We start from the raw sequence: 18480 nt of genomic DNA, 5'->3' as shown, positions 1-18480 counted from the left end.
GGTACCTTTCGGAGGTACTTAAGACTCCTCTTTCGGACTCAGCCGGTAGCGCCGGCGTGCGTGGTGTTCTGTGCCATAGACAGGTGAAAAGTGCGGCAGATAACGTGAGGGGAGTGCCACGACAACGGGAAAGAAGCGGTCAGCACGGTGTTTCAGTCGAATGTGAGGCGCAACGCGGCACTTCCACTGTTCGTCGGGAACCCACGCACCACGACTTCGACCGCACGCCGGAGTCGGCTGACACTATCGGCGGTGACTGGTTCGATGGATGTGTCAGCCTGAATTGACAAGCCCATTCGCAGCCGTACAGCCGACAGTCTGTGTCTCAGAAGCCACAGGTCCCGGTGCCACAACCCGTTAACAGGGCGATAGCGCGCGTGCACGGAATCAGGTGTGATAACTGGGCAGATGGTTTCTAGTAGCGGCACTTGAGTTATTCAGACAGACCTGCCGTAGTAGCTATGAAACTTGAACAACGTCTCCCAGATGTCGTCCGGCAAACGTATCTCCGGAAGTTGGCGCTTATCATTCTCTGTATCGCCCTGCTCGTTGCGGGTGTGAGCGTCACCGCGGAGCGGACGGTTGCAGACGAACTGACAGAACAGCGCGAGAACGAACTGCAGACCGGGGCCGTCCAGACAGCCACGACAACGGCAGACTGGGTTCGGAGCCAGCGAAACGCCGCACGAACCCTCTCGACGCTGTCCGACGTCCAGGATGGAAGCCCGACGATGATCCGTGGCGCGTTACAGCGGCAAGCGTTCTACCAGCCGGAGTCGGTGTACGCCATCCACTACGTCAATGAAGAGACTCTAGAAATCAAGGAGTCGTCGCTGAGCGACCGACGCCAGACATCGCTCCGGACGGACGACTTCGAGTGGGAGGGCGGGGTCCTCTCGGTCACCGGGTCGAACTCGGTCGATATGTCGACAGTGTACACCTACGACGGAGGGAAATACATCGCCTTCGCGAGCCCGGTCGCCCGGAGCGACAAACTGGTCGTTGTGGTCCACAACGTGACCGCGCGGACGGCCCAGTTCCGCAACTCCATCGACGGCGGTGAAACGCGGATTGTCCGACAGGACGGGACGGTCCAGTTCGCCGAGGACGCCTCGACCATCGGCACGCAGTACAACGTCTCCGCCAACCTGAGCGCACTTACAACGGGAGACAGCGGCGTGGCCCGGAGCGGGCCGTACCTGGTCGCCGCGGAGTCTGTCGATGACACGCCGTGGATCGTCGTCAAGCAGGCCCCGAAATCGACCGCCTTCGCGCTCCGTGACAGCATTCAGGGGAGCTTCGTCGCCATCATCGGCATTTCGCTGGCCGGATTCGCACTTATTGGCGTTCTCGTCGGTCGTGGCATCATGCAGTCGCTCAGACGGCTCTCGACGCAGGCAGAAGCCCTTGCGGTAGGGAACTTCGACACTGATATCGAACAATCTGACCGCCTCGACGAGGTCGGCGACGTCCAGAACGCCTTCTACGAGATGAAGACCTATCTCGACACCGTCGCCGCACAGGCCGACGCACTCTCCAGACAGGCGTTCGACGACCCGGCGCTCGACAAGGACGTGCCCGGTCAACTCGGCGCGTCGCTATCGAGCATGCACGGGAACCTCGAATCGTTCATCAGCGACCTCGAACAGGCCCAGCAGGAGGCCGAAGAGTCCAAAGCAGAGGCAGAAGAGATAGCAGGAACGCTCGAACAGCAGGCCGAGGAGTTCTCGGCCGTCATGCGGCAGGCAGCCGACGGCGACCTCACCCAGCGACTTGACACCGACACGGACAACGACGCGATGGCCGACATCGCCGCTGCGTTCAACGATATGCTCGCCCAGCTCGGCCAGACGGTCATGCGAATCCGGGAGTTCGCCGACGACGTCGACGGCTCCGCCGACCAGATAACCGCAAGCGCTACTGAGGTCCGTGGCGCCAGCGAGGAGGTCAGTGAATCCGTCCAAGAGATCGCCGACGGCGCGGAAACGCAGTACGAGAACATCGAGGAGACAGTTGATGAGATGTCAGGCCTCTCCGCGACGGTCGAAGAGGTCGCAGCACAGGCCAACGAAGTCGCGACGACATCGAGCGAGGCGGCCGAGATCGGCGAAACCGGCAGCGAGCGCGCATCGGAGGCTATCGATGTGATGAACGACATCGAGACGCGAGCAGACGAAACAATCGACCGCGTCGAGTCCCTCGACGAGGAAATGGAGCAGATCGGCGACATCGTCGACCTCATCGACGACATCGCTGAACAGACCAATATGCTCGCTCTGAACGCCTCCATCGAGGCCGCGCGGGCCGGTGAAGCGGGTGAAGGGTTTGCCGTCGTCGCCGACGAGATCAAAGGCCTCGCACAGGAGACGACCGAAGCCACCGAGGAAGTCTCGACGGTTATCGAAGATGTGCAGGACACCACCGGTGACGCCGTGACCGACATCAGACAGATGGGCGACTCCGTCACGGACGGCATCGATACCGTCGACGACGCAATCGAATCGCTTGAGGCCATTGTCGACCGGGTCGAGGAAGTCAACGACGGCATTCAGTCCATCAGCGACGCTACCGACGAACAGGCCGCGACGACGGAGGAGGTGGTGGCGATGACCGACGAAGTCGGAACAATCAGCGAGGAAACCGCGTCCAGCGCCGAGAACGTCGCCGCCGCCGCGGAGGAACAGACCGCAACCATCAACGAGGTCACCAGCGGCATCGAATCCCTGTCGGATCAGGCTGGCGACCTCAGCGAACTCCTGCAGACGTTCGATGTCGATAGCGGAACCACACACAGCGATACCGACGTGTACGAGCACGACGCGTCGGACGTCTCAGTGGGCGACGACTGAACGGCGGTCGCTCTCCAGTCCGGTTTTGAAAAAGGCGAACTGAACAGGTCGCCCTGCTCAGGTCAGTTCGATGCCGTCGATTTCGAAGTGCCGCTTGGCCAGTTGCCGGGCGGCATCGATGTTACGCCCTTCACGGCCGATCGCGGCTCCGCGGTCCTCCTGTGCCACTTCGACGTAGGCAACGGTGTCGTCGTTCTCCGAGACGGTGACGTTGTACACCGCAGCCGGCGCGAGCGCGTTAGCCACGAAGTCCTCGGCCGTCTCGGCGGCTTCAACGAGTTTGACCTCGCGGCCAAGGCGTTCCTCGACGCGCTCGACCGTCTGGCCGCCCGGGCCGATGGCGTCGGCCATTTGCCCCCGTTTGACCAGATACACCACCTGGTCGTGGTCCTCATCGACGACGCAATCCCGGACGGTGACGGCTGCCTCGTCCTCGAAGAGGGCGACCAGTCGACGTGCTTCGTCCGAGAGTTCGACCCGCATCAGTCTTGAGTCGTACCCATCCGGAGGTTGACGTCACCAGTGCCGAGTTTGATCGGCTTCCCGACGATGACGTTCTCCGTGACGCCGTCGAGTTCGTCGACCTCGCCGTGGATGGCGGCGTCGAGCAGGTGATTAACCGTCACCTCGAACGCTGCACGGGCGAGCACGGAGTCTTTCGACCCCGAGATGCCGTGGCGGCCGATGGACTCGATAGTCCCCTCGTTGGTCATGATGTCGGCCACGAGCATCAGGTGCCGGACGTTCACGTCGTCAAGCCCCTGCTCTTCGAGTGTGTTCATCGTCTCGTTGATGAGCGTCTCGCGGGCCGCTTCGACGCCGAGTTCCCGGTAGATCTCGTGGATGTTGTTACACGTCGTCCGGGAGGCGTCGACGCCCTCGATGTCCAGCACTTCGCCGAAGTCCGAGCCCTCGGTGTAGAGGACAAACTCCTCGCCGTTGTCCGTCTCCTCCTTGCGGATAACGACGCGGGTTATCTCCTCGATCCCCTTGAAGACGATCTCCCGTAGCTCCTCGACCAGCTGCAAGAGGTCGCGGTAGCTGGGTTCCTCCGGGCCGAACTCGATGAGCGTGCCGGCCTGCCGGGTCGAGACGCCGAGATTCGATTCGATGGTCTCGGCGATCTCCTCGGCGATGGCGTCCGTGTCGTTGACCGTCGGCCACCGCTCCAGCAGCGTGTCCTCGTTGAGGTCGATCTCGACGAGCATATCCGCGACGTTTGTCGAGATGTCACCCAGCGCGAGGATGCGCGTCGCCTCGATCTTCCAGACGACCTCGTGGGCGCGCTCGCGGTCCGTCGCGTACTCCTCATCAAGGTGGACCGTCATCATCGGCGTGTCCGGCGTCTTCCGGGCGTCCACCAGCTCGATGAGCCGCGGCAGGCCCTGTGTCACGTCGATCTCAGCGACCCCCGCGTAGTGGAACGTGTTCATCGTCATCTGCGTTCCCGGTTCGCCGATAGACTGAGCCGAGACGGTCCCGACCGGGTCAAGTGGGTCGACGCGCGTGTCGAGGTAGCGGGTCTCGACAGCCTTGGCGATGCGGTCGGCGTCGTCGACGCCGACGCCACGTTCCTTGATGGTGCTGTACACTTCGTCTTTCAGCCGTCGCGGCAGCTCAGTGTCCTCGACGACGGCTTCGATGTCTGCTGATACGTCGTGTGCTGTCATTGTTAGTCGTCACCCTCGGCCATCCACCAGTCGTCCGCGTGCTCCGAGAGGTTGGTCCGCTCGGTGCGGGTCCCGAGGAAGCTCTCTTTTTGCTTCTCGCTCTCGAACTCCTCGTCGAGGACGCTGTCGGCGATCTGTTCGACATCCACGATGTCCCCGTCCTGATTCGAGGACACGTCGACCGGCGACGTGCCGTCCTCGCCGAACTCGAACTGGACGATGGTGTCTGAGGTGTCCCGGACGGTCCCGTCGTACTGCGTTTCGAGTTCAGACAGGGCGTTGATGAGCCGGCGCTGCAGGTACCCGGACTTCGACGTCCGGACGGCCGTATCGACCAGCCCCTCGCGGCCACCCATCGCGTGGAAGAAGAACTCCTTCGGGCCGAGCCCGGAGCGGTAGGAGGCCTCCACGAAGCCGTGGGCGTCGGCCGACAGGTCGTTCTCCTCGAAGTGTGAGAGGGTTCGGTTCTCGTAGCCACGGTTGATCCGCTCGCCACGGACTGCCTGCTGGCCGACACAGCCGGCCATCTGGGTCAGGTTCAGCATCGACCCACGCGCACCGGATTCGGCCATGATGACGGCCGGGTTGTCTTCGCCAAAGTGGTCCTCGGCGATGTCACCGGCGGAGTCACGCGCCTTGCCCAGCGTCTGCATGATCTTCATTTCGAGCGTCTCATCGACGGTCCGGCCAGGCAGCGATTCGAGTTCGCCACGGTCGTAGGTCTCGATGAGTTCCTCAACGCGGTCGTACGCGCTGTCGATGGCGTCATTGATCTGCTCTTCCGCTTCTCGTGGGATAGACTCGTCATCGATGCTGATGGAGAACCCGAAGTGCATGATCGACCGCATCGCCAGCGCCGAGACCTCGTTGACGAGAATCCGGGCACGGGTCCGCGAGTAGTCCTTGGCGATGGTGTCGACGATTTCGCCACCGAAGGCCCCGACGGCGTCCTCGTCGATGGTGCCGCCAGTCATCTGGCCGTCCTCGACGACGACAGTGTCGCCAGCAGAGGACGTGAACTCCAGATTCAGGTCGTCCGGCAGCAGCTCCGAGAACAGCGAGCGGCCGGTCCAGTACTCCTCGCCGCCCTCGTCGACGCCGTCGGCCTCGGGCAGCTCGTCGATGCGGGTCGCCCGGAGCAGGTCAAGCGCCTGCGTCTCGTTGAACTTCGGATTGGTGTGGGTCAGCAGGTAGGTCCCGCTGATGTGGTCCTGAATCGCGCCGATGATGTTCTCGCCGAAGCGCGGGGAGAGCATCTGTTCCTGCACGCGCATGAGGACGCGGGCTTCGGCCCGGGCCTCCTCGTTTTGCAGGGCGTGCATGTTCATCTCGTCCCCGTCGAAGTCAGCGTTGTACGGCGGACAGACCGTCGTGTTCAGCCGGAACGTCTTGTACGGCATCACGACGACCTCGTGGGCCATGATGGACATCCGGTGCAGCGACGGCTGGCGGTTGAAGATGATGATGTCACCGTCGACCAGATGGCGGGACACTTCCCACTCCGGCTCGACCTTCTCCGCGAGTTCCTCGCAGTTCTTCTCGGTCACCTTCAGTCGGCGGCCGTCCGGCCGCTTGACGTAGTTCGCGCCGGGGTGGGCTTCAGGCCCGTTGGAGACGTACCGTCGCGCTTCCTCAAGGTTGCGCTCGGTGACGTTCATCGTCTGGGTCATCTCCTTGGCGACCCGGTCCGGCACACCGACCTCGTTCAGCGAGAGCGTCGGGTCCGGCGAGATGACGGTCCGAGCGGAGAAGTTCACGCGTTTCCCGGACAGCGAGCCACGGAATCGGCCCTCCTTGCCTTTCAGGCGCTGGGAGAGGGTCTTCAGCGGCCGGCCGGAGCGGTGTCGCGCCGGCGGCGTGCCCGAAATCTCGTTGTCCATGAAGGTGGTGACGTGGTACTGCAGCAGTTCCCAGAGGTCCTCGATAATCAGCTGTGGCGCACCCGCCTCGCGGTTCTCCATGAACCGCTGGTTGATGCGGATGATGTCCACAAGCTTGTGGGTGAGGTCGTCCTCGGAGCGCTGGCCGTTGTCCAGCGTAATCGAGGGGCGAGCGGTGACCGGCGGCACCGGCAGCACCGTCAGAATCATCCACTCCGGTCGGGAGCGGGCCGGTTTCATCCCCAGCACTTCGATGTCCTCGTCCGGGATGTCCTCGAACCAGTCCCGGATGTCGCTGGGCATCAGCTTGTTCATGTCCTCCTCGGTCAGGTCGACCGACAACGCCTTTTCCAGAGCGCGGCGGTCCTCCTGCCGGGGTCGGAACTCGCCGCTGAGAATCTCCTGCACACGGCTGCTGTCGATGCCGGTTTCTTCGGAGAGGTCGATCGGCGAGATCGGGTCCTCGGACTCCTCCATCGCGGCGGCGATCCGCTCGGGGTAGTCCGAGGCCAGCACGTCCTGCACCTCGTAGTAGGTGGTCGGCTTCTCGTGTTTGATATCGTACTGCTTCTCGCCACAGAACGGACAGCGGTCCTTCTTGCGGGCCTGCCGGATGGCGGCCTTGGTCACGTCGTTGAGGTCGCGACCGAGGTCCTGGGTCCGTGTCAGTCGGTCAGCGAACTCGTCGCGCTCGTGCTCGTCGAGACAGAGCCGGGAGCACTCCCGGCAGGTCCCGCGCAGGAGTCGGCGGATGAGCTTCGCGAACCCGACGTGGATGACGGGCGCAGCGAGTTCGATGTGGCCGAAGTGGCCGTTACACGACCCGCTGTGTTTCCCGCAGGTCTTACACTCTAGACCGGGGTCGATGACACCGAGTCGCGGGTCCATCAGCCCCATGTCGATGGGGAAGCCGTCGTCGTCGTACGTGTCGGCCGTAATCACTTTCGTGGCCGACATCTCTCGGTACTCCTCTGGGTCCATCAGCCCGAAGCTGAGCTGCCCGATTTCCTGGGGTGTCTGTTGTGAGCTCATACTGCGTCCTCCAGTTCGATCCGCGGGGCGATTCCGAGCGCCTTCATCTCGTCGAGTAGGAGCTTGAACGCGTAGGACATCTCGACCTCGTGGATGTCGGTCTCCTCCTCGCAGTTCGGACAGTAGATGCGCCGTTGCTCGACGTTCTCGACGGCGGTCATCCCACACTGTCCACAGACGTTGATCCACTCGCGGTCGGACTCATCGAGCAGGCGCTCCTTGAGCGCCATCGCCGCACCGTGCCCGATGAGCACGTCCCGTTCCATCTCACCCACACGCAGGCCACCTTCGCGGGCGCGCCCCTCGGTCGGCTGGCGGGTGAGGACCTGCACCGGCCCGCGCGAACGGGCGTGCAGCTTGTTCGAGACCATGTGGTACAGCTTCTGGTAGAAAATATCGCCGACGAAGATCTCCGCGTCGATCTTCTCACCGGTCACACCGGAGTACATCGTCTCCTTGCCGCTAGAGTCGAAGCCGTGCTCTTCAAGCGAGCCACGGAGTTCATCCTCGTCCTCGCCGGTGAAGGCGGTACCGTCGACGCGGCGGCCTTCGAGCGCACCGACCTTTCCGCCAATCATCTCAAGGATGTGGCCGACGGTCATCCGCGACGGCAGTGCGTGCGGATTGATGATGAGGTCCGGGACGACACCCTCCTCGGTGAAGGGCATGTCCTCCTGCGGGGCGATATGGCCGACGACACCCTTCTGGCCGTGCCGTGACGCGAACTTGTCCCCGAGTTCGGGGATGCGCTCGTCACGCACAGAGACCTTCGAAAGTTTCGAGCCGTCCTCGCCTTCCATTAGCGTGACCGTGTCCACGACGCCGGATTCGCCCGAGCGCATCGTCACGCTCGTCTCCCGACGTTTCTGCGGTGAGAGACCGCCCATGTCGTCCGGCTCTTCGAGGAACCGGGGCGGGCTGGTCTTGCCGAGCAGGACGGCGTTCTCGCCGACCTTCGTTTCGGGGTTGACGAGGCCATCGTCGTCGAGGTGCGTGTACGCTTCCTCGCCGCGTGCGCCACGAACCTCGTCGTCAGGAATCTCGAAGCGGTCCTCCTGACCGCCGGGGTAGCGACGCTCCTCGCCCTCGTAGGTACGGAAGAAGTGTGAACGGGCGAGCGCGCGGTCGACCGACCCCTGGTTCATCACGAGTGCGTCCTCGATGTTGAACCCCTCGTAGCTCATGACGGCAACGACGAAGTTCTGTGCCGCGGGGCGGTCGTCGTAGCCGATCTGTTCGGTGGTCTGGGTCTTGACCATCGACAGCTGCGGGTAGTGCAGCAGGTGCTGGCGCGTGTCCGGGCGAATGCGGTAGTTCGCCGACGGCAGGCCAAGCGACTGCTTGATCATCCCCGACCCCATCGTAATCCGGGGCGAGGCGTTGTGTTCGGGGTACGGAATCATCCCGGCACCGATACCGAACATCAGCTGCGGGTCGACTTCCAGGTGCGTGTGCTTCTCCGTGAGTTCGTCCTCGTCGACCCCGACGAGGATGTCCTCTTCCTCCTCAGCGTCGATGAACTCGACGAGGCCGCGTTCGACGAGCTCTTCGAATTCGAGCTCGCCCTCTTTGACCTGCTCGACCTCCTCGTCGGTCATCAGCGGCTCGCCGTCCTCGACGACCAGCAGCGGGCGTCGGGCACGGCCAGCGTCGGCGTTGATGATGACTTCCCCGGTCCGGTTCTTGACCGAGACGTTGACCATCTGGGAGACGTCCCCCCGTCGTCGCGCCTGTCGTACCTGTTCTGCGAGCTGTTCCGGGTCGGGGTGTGTGCCGACCAGACTACCGTTTACGTATACTTTGGCTTCGCGTCCCTGACTCATATTAATCGTCCGCGGGCTGCTGTTCGATCGACTCGATACCGGGGATGCCCTGAACCCCCATCTCGGCAAGCTCCTGTTTGAGACCCTGTGGGTCCGATACGTCCTGTGACAGCTCCATCGCCTGGGCGAAATTCTTCACCAGCCCACAGTTGGGGCCTTCAGGCGTCTCGGAGGGACAGATGCGACCCCACTGGGTCGCGTGCAGGTCCCGTGCTTCGAAGTGTGGCTGGGAGCGACTGAGCGGCGAGCGCAGTCGCCGGAGGTGTGACAGCACCCCCATGAAGTCTGTCCGGTCAACCAGCTGGCTCACGCCAGAACGGCCGCCGACCCAGTTCCCCGTCGCGATCGGGTGTTCGAGTCGCTCAGTCAGCACGTCAGAACGAACGACCGTCGAGACGGACAGCTGGCGGTTTCGCATGTTGGCCCGCTCAAGCTGGTATTTCACGTCCCGGGCGAGCTTGTTCAGCGCCGTCCGGAACAGGTCGGTCATCAGGTCGCCGCTGACCTTCAGCCGCTTGTTGGCGTAGTGGTCCTTGTCGTCAGATTCGCGGCGGCCCAGTGCCAGTTCGAAACACGCCTCGGCCATCCGGCAGAGGTAAAACGCCTTGTTGATGCGGACTTCTTCTTCCTCGACGCCTTCCTCATGTAGATGCGGGAGGAGATAGCGGTCGATAACGTAGTTAGCTCGCTTGAGCTGGTAGTTCTTGCCCTGCCCGGAGGCGACACGCTTGCCCAGCGTCTCGATGGCTTCCTCGGTCGTCTGGACTTCGGCCTCCTCCAAGTTCTCCAGCATGAACTTCACGATTTCCGGGTCCTCGCTGACGCGGTGGACGATCTCCTCGTCCGACTCCAGCCCCAGCGCGCGGACCAGCGTGACGAAGTCGATACTGCCCGAAACGGACGGGAACGAGACTTCCAGCAGCCCGTCCCGGGTCCGTTCACACAGCACCAGCGCGCGGTAGCCACGGCGCTGGGAGAACGTCTTGGCGACCTGCACCTCGTCGCCGTACTTGGTGTCGTACTCGGCCAGAATCTTGTTCGGGGCAAGGTCCTCACTGGTCATCAGCACCCGCTCGGAGCCGTTGACACAGAAGTAGCCACCGGGGTCTGCAGGGTCCTCGCCGATGTCGATGAGTTCCTCGTCGGTGAAGCCCGCGATGTTACACTTGTTCGACCCGACCATGATGGGCATTCGTCCGATCTTGGTCTCTGTCCGGTCGACGACTTCCTCCGGTTCTTCCTCGCCACCGCGGACGATGGCCATCTCCATGAACACCGGCGCGGAGTAGGTGATGTTTCGGAGTCGGGCTTCCTGCGGGTACAGCAGTTCCTCGCTGCCGTCAGCCTCGCGGACCCGTGGAGTGACGACGCGGACGTCGCCGAGTTCGACCCATACCGGTTCCTGCCCTTCCTTGTCACCGATGTCGGTCTCGATGGTCTCTTTCTCGTCGACGACCTGCTGCATTCCCCGGTCGAGGAATGCGTTGAACGAGCGGAAGTGGTGTTCGGCGAGCCGTTCCTTGGCGAAATATTCACGCGATATAGCGCGGCGATCTTGTGTGTCCATTATTCTACCACCAGTCGATACACGACGGCTTCATCCGTCGTTCTGGAGTCGCGGACGATCCGGACCACGTCACCGACTTCGGCGTCATCGGGCAGCGCCTTGTCGGTACGCTTGATCTTCGGAAGGTCCGTCTTCTTGATTTCATACTCAGTGAGTACTGCTTCGAGGTCATCCTCGTCGACGACGCTGTGGTCTGGGACGAGGTCGTGTTGACTTACATCTACCATGTGTGTGCGTGTGCGTTTGGCCTGCTGCTGGAGAAGGTGGCTGTCACGAGATACTACAGGGCCGTACTGTCGGGGTGCATATAACACTTACCAAGTCGCTCTGCTGTGGCTATCGGACCCGCCCACCCTCGCGGACTGCGGGCGTGGTTGCTCCTACCACCCACATGCAGCAGACCGGACATAGAACTTTGGGTCCCGTCATGTGCACTCATCCCGGGGCGGGTCTCTTTGGAAAGTCTTAATACCGACACCAAGGTACGAAGAAATGCAACGAAGGCCCGGATGGTGTAGTGGCCCATCATACGACCCTGTCACGGTCGTGACGCGGGTTCAAATCCCGCTCCGGGCGTTCCTATTGCAACCAAACTGGCGAGCGCCATGCAGTGTGTGCTCGCAGGCTGCCCGGATGGTGTAGTGGCCCATCATACGACCCTGTCACGGTCGTGACGCGGGTTCAAATCCCGCTCCGGGCGTTCCTATTGTGAACAATCCCAACGAGCACCGCTTAGCGTGTGCCCGTTATCGTGAGCGATGACACGCGCAACAGGGATTTGAATCCTGGAAGTCGCGCACAGCGAACGTAGTGAGCGAGCACGTCTTGCTCTGATTCAAATCCCGCTCCGGGCGTTTCTCTGATTTTAACTCGACAAACGATGCGTTTCATCGCGTCGCTTTCGTTCTACATCTCAACCCAGTACACGCGTTAGTAGCTATTCAGTAGGCAGTAAACACCGCATACTTGCTGAGAAAACAGCACATACTGATATCACAAGAGCAGGGCAACAGCAGACGGCCGGGGAGTGCCCCCTTGGCCTGTCATAGTGTCCGTCCACCGGGGTCGGACGTGCTATCACTCCACGGGGGCTGGCATATGTTTTGTGTTGCTTGTAAGACGTGCCGATAAGCGACTGCGGGCGACAAACTGTTTACGAGGCCCCGCAAAAGAGGGGCCATGGAGGACGTGGATGGCGAGGAAATGCCTGGCGCGATTGTCGAGGCGTTCCTCGAACGCGAGGAGGGCGTTCGGGCGCTGCTTGAGGAACTGGAGAAGCTCACTATCGAGGGCCGCCACGAGGAGGTCCGCGACCGTGTTCGCAATCTGGCAGACAGCGACGAGTCGGTGTTTTACACCGTGGCGTTCAGTCTCACCAACTCGCGGCAGTTTTTCGGCGACGTGGAAGCACAGTTGGACGTGACCGCTGCGGACCGGCTCCGGGACCTCGCCGACACGTTTCCCGCACTGGCCGAGCCGTTCAATATCGTTCGGACGGAGCGAGCGGACGACCGGCTCAATCCGGTGACAGACACAAGCTACGCGGTGAGCTACCACCGCGGCATTGAGTCGCCAATGGTGACATACAGCCCGTTATCGGGCGAACAGGAGCTGTACGAGTCCCGCGGGACGCCAAGCGAGGTGTTGCGGGTCGCGTCCGACCTCACGAGCGCAACGACCGACGCGCTGGATGTGGCGATGGACAACGACTACTCGGTCAACACGGAAGAGCTGAGCGCGCTTATTGACCGCCGCGAAGAACTAGAGACAGAGCTGAGCAAGCTCCGGGACCAGCTCGACGAGCTTCGGCGGACGCCGGTTTCAGACGAATAGGGACTGACGGTTCGAAACCAGAGGCACAGAGCGGGACAGAGAGCAAACCCGAATCACAGTGCCGCAACTGTGGCGTTTATGTGTCACGACCGTAAATGCACAGGTACGATTTGCTATGGGAATGGACCGACTAGAAGATCAGGTTGAGAAGGAGGGGCGGGACCTGTCGATCCTCGAAGCCGTCATCGAGAACGGGCCGATCGGTATCGTTCGGCTCGCCGAGGAGACAGATGTCCCAAAACACAAGGTGCGGTACTCGCTACGGATGCTGGAAGACGACGAACTCATCGAGCCGACACCGCAGGGGGCGATTCCGGTGGACAACATCGACGAGCGAGTCGCAACGATCAACAACGGCATCGACCGGCTGGTCGAACAGCTGGACGGGTTGCGAGACGTGTTTGCGTCCGCAGAATAGCCGGACGACCAGTCGGCACCCGTTTCCGTGGCAGTAACCCTTTTCGAACGCCGACGTGATGCATCGGTATGGATGTCGCTCTCATCAGCGATTCGCACATCCCGTCCCGGGAACATGAGATTCCCCCGTCGTTCCGGGAACGCATCGAAGTCGCCGACCACGTCATCCACGCCGGTGATTTCGACAGCAAAGGCGCGCTCGCTGACATCCGCCATATGGCGGCGGAACTGACCGCCGTTTCGGGCAACATCGACCCGCAGATAGGGCTGCCGGAGCGGGCGACAGTCGAACTCGGCGGCGTCACGTTTGTCGTGACACACGGCACTGGACCACACCAAGGCTGGGCGGACCGTGTCGCCACTGCGGTCCGCGAAGCGGCCGACAGCAACGCCATCGGCGTCGCCGGCCACACCCACGAACAGACAGACATCGTCTACGAGGGCGTCTGGCTCCTGAACCCCGGCAGCGTCACAGGGGCCTCGCCGGCAGACCGCCCGACGATGCTGACCGCGACAGTCGAGGACGGTTCGCTCGACGTGGCCCAGCACCAACTGTAGCACGGCTAGGTGGGCGCTGTTTTACTCCGGATATACCGGCAGCTGTTGCCACTGTTGGCCGGCTTTGCAGCGAACGCGGGTCTTTTTCCGGCAGAGACCGCAGGAGCGGTATGGAAGTCTTCGCGGTCGAGGGGGTGCCCGAGGTCCGCCCTGGCGATGACGTGGCCGAACTGCTCGTCGAGCAGGCCGACCTGCAGGACGACGACGTGGTCTGTGTCGCCAGCACCATCGTTTCCAAGGCCAACGGACGCGGGCGGTCGCTGTCATCGTACGAGCCAAGCGGGCGTGCTGAGCGCATTGCGGCAACCATCGAAGACATCGCCGACGAGGAGAAAGACCCGCGGATGGCACAGGCGATTCTCGACGAGTGCGAGGAGGTGCTGGTCGAAGCCCCCTTCATCCTCGGCGTGACGAAGTTCGGGCACATCACTGTCAATGCGGGCATCGACCGCTCGAACGTGCCCGGCGCGGACCTTCTCTTGCTCCCCGAGGACCCGACGGCAGAGGCCGAAGCGATCCGCGACGGCATCCGCGAACACGCGGGAGTCGAACCCAGCGTCATCGTTACCGACACGTCGGGGCGGCCGTTTCGCCTCGGCCAGCGCGGCGTCGCGCTAGGCTGGGCCGGGCTCTCCGCCTCGCGGGACTGGCGGGGCGAACACGACCGCGACGGCCGCGAACTCGAAGCCACCGTTCAGGCCGTCGTCGACGAACTCGCCGCCGCAGCCAACCTCGTCACCGGCGAAGGCGACGGCGGAACACCCGCCGCAGTCGTCCGCGATTTCGACTTCGGCGACCACGCGGGCAGCGAGCAACTGTTCCGCGACCCGGAGAAGGACGTAGTCAGACAAGCACTCAGAGAGTGGTCCCATGTACGCGATTGAACTCACCCCGGAACACCCGGTCGCACAGCTCGCCTCGTTTGCCGAACAGGCCGAATCGAACGCGCTTGATGCCGTGTACGTCAGCCATCACTACAACAACCGCGACCAGTTCATGTCGCTGACCGCGATGGCCGAGCGGACCGATGAGGTGCTGCTCGGCCCCGGCATCGCCAACCCGTATGAGACGCACCCGGTGACGCTGGCCTCGCGGGTCGCAACGCTCGACGAACTGAGCGACGGGCGGGCCGTCTTCGGCATCGGGCCGGGGGATAAATCGACGCTCAGCAACCTCGGCTTCGACCACGACGACGCCCTGCGACGCGTCCTTGAGACGTTCACGACGGCCCGAAAGCTCTGGGACGGCGAGCGAGTCAACCACGACGGGACGTTCGAGGCCGTCGACGCCGGGCTAAACTACGAGGTCGATGAGATTCCGGTGTACGTCGGCGCGCAGGGGCCGCACATGACCCGGATGGCGGCGAAACACGCCGACGGGGCGCTGTACAACGGCGCGCATCCAAAAGATCTCGCGTGGGCACGCGAGCAAGTAGAAGAGATGGCCGACGAGCGACCCGAAGAATACGGTGAGTTCGACCTCGCAGCCTACGCCAGCGTCTCGGTCGCCGAAGACGAGGCCGAAGCGCGGGAGGCCGCTCGCCCACCGGTCGCGTTCGTCGCCGCGGGGTCACCACCGCCGGTGCTCGACCGCCACGGCATCGACCATGAGGCCGCCGACGACATCGGACAGGCGATTTCGGCCGGCGAGTTCACGGCCGCCTTCGATGGCGTGACCGAGGCGATGCTGGACGCGTTCTGTATCGCCGGGACGCCAGAAGCGGTGGCCGAACGGACAGCGGCGTTAGAAGAACACGCCGACAGCGTGGTGTTCGCGTCGCCGCTTGGGCCGGATGTCGAGACGGCTATCGATTTGCTTGGGGCGGTCCTCGACCGCCGGAGCCGCTGAACAGCGAGAGCGCGGCCCCCAGCGACAGATACCCGAAGGCGGCGACCGAGACGGTCGTAATGACGGCCCCGACAGCGAGCATGAGTGCCGCCAGCGGGTCGTTCAGTGCCACGCCGAGGAACCAGCCGGGCATGTCGATGATGCTCTGGAGCAGTTCCGACAGCAGTCCTTGCATTACCTGAACGTTAGCGTGGCCCTACTTTGCGTTTGCGTTCCCGGCTACCACGTGGACTCCCGGGAGCTGCTGTCGCGCAGCGCCACGGGCGAATGGCCCTACGCAACAGGCTCAAGTTCCGCTGAGAAGTGTCTGAGTTCTTCCATTGGGGGCTCCCAGACGATTTCCAGACCGGAGTACTCGTCGCGGCGGTCACGAACTCGTGCAGCAGTCTCCGCGATGTGTTCGAGGTGTTCGTGCCAGTACGTCCGGCGAGGAAGGGCGAGACGGACGAGTTCCGGACGGGTAGTCCCGGGGAAGGCAAACGAGCCGAGTTCGACTGTCCGGACGCCGCCCTCGCGGTAGAGTTCGCAGACGAGTCGCTGCCCGGGGAACTGGTCGGCGGGAATATCCGGGAACAGGGCGGCCGCATCAATGTAGACGGCGTGACCGCCGGTCGGCGTGACTATCGGGATGTCTCGATCACGCAGGAGGTCCCCAAGGGTCGCGACCTGTTCGATTCGCTCGGCGACGTACGGCGGTTGAACCGCTTCCCGCAGGCCGGTCGCCATCGCTTCAAGATCACGACCTGCGAGGCCACCGTAGGTCGGGAATCCTTCATACAGGATCGCGCGCTGTTTGCACTGTTCAAACAGGGCAACGTCTCGGACAGCCGTGAACCCGCCGATGTTTGCCAGTGCGTCCTTTTTGCCACTCATCGTGATTGCGTCCGCGGGACGTAACTGCTCGTGGGCAATCTCACTGAGGGGCGTATCGGCGTATTCGGGGTCCCGTTGCTTGATGAACTGTGCGTTTTCGGCGAACCGACAGGCGTCGATGACGAACGTTGCATCGATTTCCGTGGCGAAGGCGGCTGTCTCGCGGATGTTCGCCATCGACACCGGCTGGCCGGCGGCGGAGTTGTTCGTGATTGTCAGAACGACGGCCGAAACAGCGTCCTGCCCGTGCTCCTCGACGGCGTCCCACCCCCGGTCTGTGGAGAAGTTTCCGGCAAACGTCCCGACGGTATCAGTGGTCAGGTCCGTCTCTGCCGGGCAGTCAACCGCGATTGCACCCTGATTTGTCACGTGTGCGCGGGTGGTGTCAAAATGCGTGTTGTTGAGAACGACGTCACCGTCGTCCAGCAGTGCCCCGAACAGGACGTTCTCCGCGCCGCGGCCCTGGTGTGTCGGGACCACGCGGTCGAACCCCATCACGTCGGCGACCGTCTCACGGAAGCGTTTGAACGAGCGCGAACCGGCGTACGCCTCGTCCCCTCGAACCACGGCCGCCCACTGGTCGTCACTCATTGCGCCAGTCCCCGAATCGGTTAGCAAGTCGATAAAGACGTCATCCGCAGCGAGGTTGAAGACGTTGTGCCCGGCCTCGGTGAGCACGGTCTCACGTCGCTCACGGGGCGGAAGCTGTATCGAGGTTACCGATTTGGCCTTGTACGAGCGCATGCTGTGTCGCAGTACGCCGACCGACTTATCTCCTGCCTGATATTTTGTGTACGGAAGTGGGCTGAGATGTCCATCACCAGACGGGTACGGGTATCGGTGGACACGTGTTGCTATGAGGCCGAAATAGCGGGCATTTTGAGGCCGCAACTGCTGAAGGGACGTATGAGCGTTCGCGAGGAATTCGACGCGTGGGCGGCCGAAGGCAAGGACAGAGGAATGGAGGACCGACACTGGCACACCGCCAAGCACGTTCTCGCCCGGATGCCGGTCGAACCGGGTGACACGGTGCTCGACCTCGGGACGGGCTCGGGCTACGCACTCCGTGCGCTCCGAGACACCAACGACGCCGGTCCCTGTTATGGTCTCGACGGGTCGCCAGAGATGCTCCGGAACGCCCGCGAGTACACCGACGACGACGGCATCGGGTTCCTGCGCGGGGACTTCGACGCCCTGCCGTTTGCGACCGACAGCATCGACCACGTGTTCTCAATGGAGGCGTTCTACTACGCCAGTGACCCGCCACACACCCTCGAAGAGATCGCGCGGGTGCTGCGACCCGGCGGGACCGCCAACATCGCGGTGAACTACTACGAGGAGAACGTCCACTCCCACGAGTGGCAGAAGTTCATCGACATCGAGATGACCCGCTGGAGCGCCGACGAGTACCGCGAGGCGTTCCGCGAAGCGGGTCTGGCCGTAGCTGCACAGGACACGATCCCCGACCGCGAGGTGGAGATTCCGCCAGCAGACACGTTCCCCACGGACGAGTTCGAGACGCGCGAGGCGATGGTCGAGCGCTACCGCGAACTGGGGACGCTGCTGACCGTCGGCGTCGCCACCGAATAACGGCCCGGACGGCGTGTCAAAACGCGGACTACGAGTGAACGACCGACAGGGTATTTTGTAGCCGCGGGCAATATCAAGGAGTATGGCCGAAGAAACCTCGCTGGAGGACTTTCTTGACGCCGGCGGCGAAAGCGAGGACGAGGAAGAGAGTGGTGCGTCTGCGGGAGACGATACTACAGAGCCAGAAAGCGAAGCCTCCGGCTCTGAAGCTTCGACCGACGCGGTCGACCCGGCCGTGACGACCTACGCGTGGTCGCCCGACGGAGCGGCCTGTGCCGAGTGTGGCGAGGTCGTCGAGCGGCGGTGGACACAGGACGGACACCTCGTCTGTGGGGCCTGTAAGTCCTGGTGAACGGCGCTACCGGCCGTCAAACGGATGTGTATTGTTCTCATCCATCCACAGAGTTACATACGCTCACGCCGTAATCGTAGCTACAATTGAACGGCCCGGAGGATGTGGCACCCACACAAGACACTTACTGGTCGACAGGGCAGAATATCCCACCAGTCCCCGTGCCGAGGCGTCGTCCCACAAGAGCG

General features: G+C 63.0%; 16 protein-coding genes and 2 tRNA genes. 10 read left to right on the top strand and 8 right to left on the bottom strand.

Annotation, left to right across the window (positions count from 1 at the left end):
• Nucleotides 1-461: 461 nt before the first annotated feature.
• Nucleotides 462-2849: a methyl-accepting chemotaxis protein gene (locus tag BDK61_RS03460; RefSeq protein ID WP_121302311.1), complete on the top strand. Its 2388-nt coding sequence runs from the start codon at nt 462-464 to the stop codon at nt 2847-2849.
• A gap of 57 nt (nt 2850-2906) precedes the next feature.
• Here BDK61_RS03460 and BDK61_RS03455 read toward each other — a convergent pair whose 3' ends face one another.
• The 6 genes from BDK61_RS03455 to BDK61_RS03430 are packed head-to-tail and all read right to left on the bottom strand — an operon-like array spanning nt 2907 to nt 11048.
• Nucleotides 2907-3332 (bottom strand): NusA-like transcription termination signal-binding factor, encoded by a 426-nt coding sequence (locus BDK61_RS03455; protein ID WP_004959102.1) that lies wholly within the window; start codon nt 3330-3332, stop codon nt 2907-2909.
• Nucleotides 3332-4519 (bottom strand): DNA-directed RNA polymerase subunit A'', encoded by a 1188-nt coding sequence (gene rpoA2 / locus BDK61_RS03450; protein WP_121302310.1) that lies wholly within the window; start codon nt 4517-4519, stop codon nt 3332-3334. The genes BDK61_RS03455 and rpoA2 overlap by 1 nt, the downstream gene beginning before the upstream one ends.
• 2 nt (nt 4520-4521) lie before the next feature.
• A complete protein-coding gene (locus BDK61_RS03445) occupies nt 4522-7431 on the bottom strand; it encodes a DNA-directed RNA polymerase subunit A' (protein ID WP_004959109.1) in 2910 nt (969 codons plus the stop codon).
• The gene (gene rpoB / locus BDK61_RS03440; RefSeq protein WP_121302309.1) at nt 7428-9254 is read right to left on the bottom strand and encodes a DNA-directed RNA polymerase subunit B; all 1827 of its coding nucleotides are present in this window, start codon (nt 9252-9254) and stop codon (nt 7428-7430) included. The genes BDK61_RS03445 and rpoB overlap by 4 nt, the downstream gene beginning before the upstream one ends.
• A 1-nt stretch (nt 9255) precedes the next feature.
• Complete coding sequence (locus BDK61_RS03435) at nt 9256-10821, bottom strand: DNA-directed RNA polymerase subunit B'' (protein ID WP_004959113.1); 1566 nt, start codon at nt 10819-10821, stop codon at nt 9256-9258.
• Nucleotides 10821-11048: a DNA-directed RNA polymerase subunit H gene (locus tag BDK61_RS03430; RefSeq protein WP_004959115.1), complete on the bottom strand. Its 228-nt coding sequence runs from the start codon at nt 11046-11048 to the stop codon at nt 10821-10823. Before BDK61_RS03430 ends, BDK61_RS03435 begins: the two co-directional genes overlap by 1 nt.
• Before the next feature lie 276 nt (nt 11049-11324).
• On the opposite strand from BDK61_RS03430, the gene BDK61_RS03425 reads away from it, so the two are divergent.
• The 7 genes from BDK61_RS03425 to BDK61_RS03395 all read left to right on the top strand — a co-directional run bounded on the left by BDK61_RS03425 (nt 11325) and on the right by BDK61_RS03395 (nt 15477).
• Nucleotides 11325-11397: transfer RNA gene (locus BDK61_RS03425), tRNA-Asp, on the top strand.
• A 51-nt stretch (nt 11398-11448) separates the two neighbouring features.
• A tRNA-Asp gene (locus BDK61_RS03420) sits at nt 11449-11521 on the top strand.
• Between the two features lie 479 nt (nt 11522-12000).
• Complete coding sequence (locus tag BDK61_RS03415) at nt 12001-12654, top strand: hypothetical protein (protein WP_004959117.1); 654 nt, start codon at nt 12001-12003, stop codon at nt 12652-12654.
• Between the two features lie 121 nt (nt 12655-12775).
• Nucleotides 12776-13072 carry a winged helix-turn-helix transcriptional regulator gene (locus BDK61_RS03410; RefSeq protein WP_004959120.1) on the top strand — a complete coding sequence of 99 codons (297 nt, stop codon included), beginning with the start codon at nt 12776-12778 and terminating at the stop codon, nt 13070-13072.
• Nucleotides 13073-13140: 68 nt separating this feature from the next.
• Entirely contained in the window at nt 13141-13629 is a 489-nt protein-coding gene (locus BDK61_RS03405) for a metallophosphoesterase family protein (protein WP_121302308.1), read from the top strand.
• A gap of 110 nt (nt 13630-13739) precedes the next feature.
• Nucleotides 13740-14513: a coenzyme F420-0:L-glutamate ligase gene (locus BDK61_RS03400; protein ID WP_007189416.1), complete on the top strand. Its 774-nt coding sequence runs from the start codon at nt 13740-13742 to the stop codon at nt 14511-14513.
• Nucleotides 14500-15477: a 5,10-methylenetetrahydromethanopterin reductase gene (locus BDK61_RS03395; protein ID WP_121302307.1), complete on the top strand. Its 978-nt coding sequence runs from the start codon at nt 14500-14502 to the stop codon at nt 15475-15477. Before BDK61_RS03400 ends, BDK61_RS03395 begins: the two co-directional genes overlap by 14 nt.
• Here the strand turns inward: BDK61_RS03395 and BDK61_RS03390 are convergent.
• Together BDK61_RS03390 and BDK61_RS03385 are read right to left on the bottom strand one after the other, a co-directional pair.
• Nucleotides 15434-15652 carry a hypothetical protein gene (locus tag BDK61_RS03390; RefSeq protein WP_004959128.1) on the bottom strand — a complete coding sequence of 73 codons (219 nt, stop codon included), beginning with the start codon at nt 15650-15652 and terminating at the stop codon, nt 15434-15436. The two genes, BDK61_RS03395 and BDK61_RS03390, sit on opposite strands and share 44 nt — an antisense overlap.
• Before the next feature lie 98 nt (nt 15653-15750).
• Nucleotides 15751-17094 carry a tryptophanase gene (locus BDK61_RS03385; protein WP_121302306.1) on the bottom strand — a complete coding sequence of 448 codons (1344 nt, stop codon included), beginning with the start codon at nt 17092-17094 and terminating at the stop codon, nt 15751-15753.
• A gap of 162 nt (nt 17095-17256) precedes the next feature.
• Here BDK61_RS03385 and BDK61_RS03380 point away from each other — a divergent pair, with 162 nt between their 5' ends.
• Both BDK61_RS03380 and BDK61_RS03375 read left to right on the top strand, forming a co-directional pair.
• Nucleotides 17257-17940 (top strand): class I SAM-dependent methyltransferase, encoded by a 684-nt coding sequence (locus tag BDK61_RS03380; protein ID WP_121302305.1) that lies wholly within the window; start codon nt 17257-17259, stop codon nt 17938-17940.
• Nucleotides 17941-18022: 82 nt separating this feature from the next.
• The gene (locus BDK61_RS03375) at nt 18023-18292 is read left to right on the top strand and encodes a DUF7573 domain-containing protein (RefSeq protein WP_121302304.1); all 270 of its coding nucleotides are present in this window, start codon (nt 18023-18025) and stop codon (nt 18290-18292) included.
• The last annotated feature ends 188 nt before the right edge of the window (nt 18293-18480 follow it).

Origin of the sequence: Haloarcula quadrata, from assembly GCF_003634715.1 — an archaeon.
Classification (GTDB): domain Archaea; phylum Halobacteriota; class Halobacteria; order Halobacteriales; family Haloarculaceae; genus Haloarcula; species Haloarcula marismortui.
The sequence above is the reverse complement of the archived record's forward strand: the minus strand, read 5'-3'. Positions and strand labels throughout refer to the sequence as shown.

Bases quoted from the DNA above. Each gene is read 5' to 3' on its own strand.
- BDK61_RS03460 (WP_121302311.1), top strand. From the start codon at position 462: ATGAAACTTGAACAACGTCTCCCAGATGTCGTCCGGCAAACGTATCTC.
- BDK61_RS03455 (WP_004959102.1), bottom strand. From the start codon at position 3,332: ATGCGGGTCGAACTCTCGGACGAAGCACGTCGACTGGTCGCCCTCTTC.
- rpoA2 (WP_121302310.1), bottom strand. From the start codon at position 4,519: ATGACAGCACACGACGTATCAGCAGACATCGAAGCCGTCGTCGAGGAC.
- BDK61_RS03445 (WP_004959109.1), bottom strand. From the start codon at position 7,431: ATGAGCTCACAACAGACACCCCAGGAAATCGGGCAGCTCAGCTTCGGG.
- rpoB (WP_121302309.1), bottom strand. From the start codon at position 9,254: ATGAGTCAGGGACGCGAAGCCAAAGTATACGTAAACGGTAGTCTGGTC.
- BDK61_RS03435 (WP_004959113.1), bottom strand. From the start codon at position 10,821: ATGGACACACAAGATCGCCGCGCTATATCGCGTGAATATTTCGCCAAG.
- BDK61_RS03430 (WP_004959115.1), bottom strand. From the start codon at position 11,048: ATGGTAGATGTAAGTCAACACGACCTCGTCCCAGACCACAGCGTCGTC.
- BDK61_RS03415 (WP_004959117.1), top strand. From the start codon at position 12,001: ATGGAGGACGTGGATGGCGAGGAAATGCCTGGCGCGATTGTCGAGGCG.
- BDK61_RS03410 (WP_004959120.1), top strand. From the start codon at position 12,776: ATGGACCGACTAGAAGATCAGGTTGAGAAGGAGGGGCGGGACCTGTCG.
- BDK61_RS03405 (WP_121302308.1), top strand. From the start codon at position 13,141: ATGGATGTCGCTCTCATCAGCGATTCGCACATCCCGTCCCGGGAACAT.
- BDK61_RS03400 (WP_007189416.1), top strand. From the start codon at position 13,740: ATGGAAGTCTTCGCGGTCGAGGGGGTGCCCGAGGTCCGCCCTGGCGAT.
- BDK61_RS03395 (WP_121302307.1), top strand. From the start codon at position 14,500: ATGTACGCGATTGAACTCACCCCGGAACACCCGGTCGCACAGCTCGCC.
- BDK61_RS03390 (WP_004959128.1), bottom strand. From the start codon at position 15,652: ATGCAAGGACTGCTGTCGGAACTGCTCCAGAGCATCATCGACATGCCC.
- BDK61_RS03385 (WP_121302306.1), bottom strand. From the start codon at position 17,094: ATGCGCTCGTACAAGGCCAAATCGGTAACCTCGATACAGCTTCCGCCC.
- BDK61_RS03380 (WP_121302305.1), top strand. From the start codon at position 17,257: ATGAGCGTTCGCGAGGAATTCGACGCGTGGGCGGCCGAAGGCAAGGAC.
- BDK61_RS03375 (WP_121302304.1), top strand. From the start codon at position 18,023: ATGGCCGAAGAAACCTCGCTGGAGGACTTTCTTGACGCCGGCGGCGAA.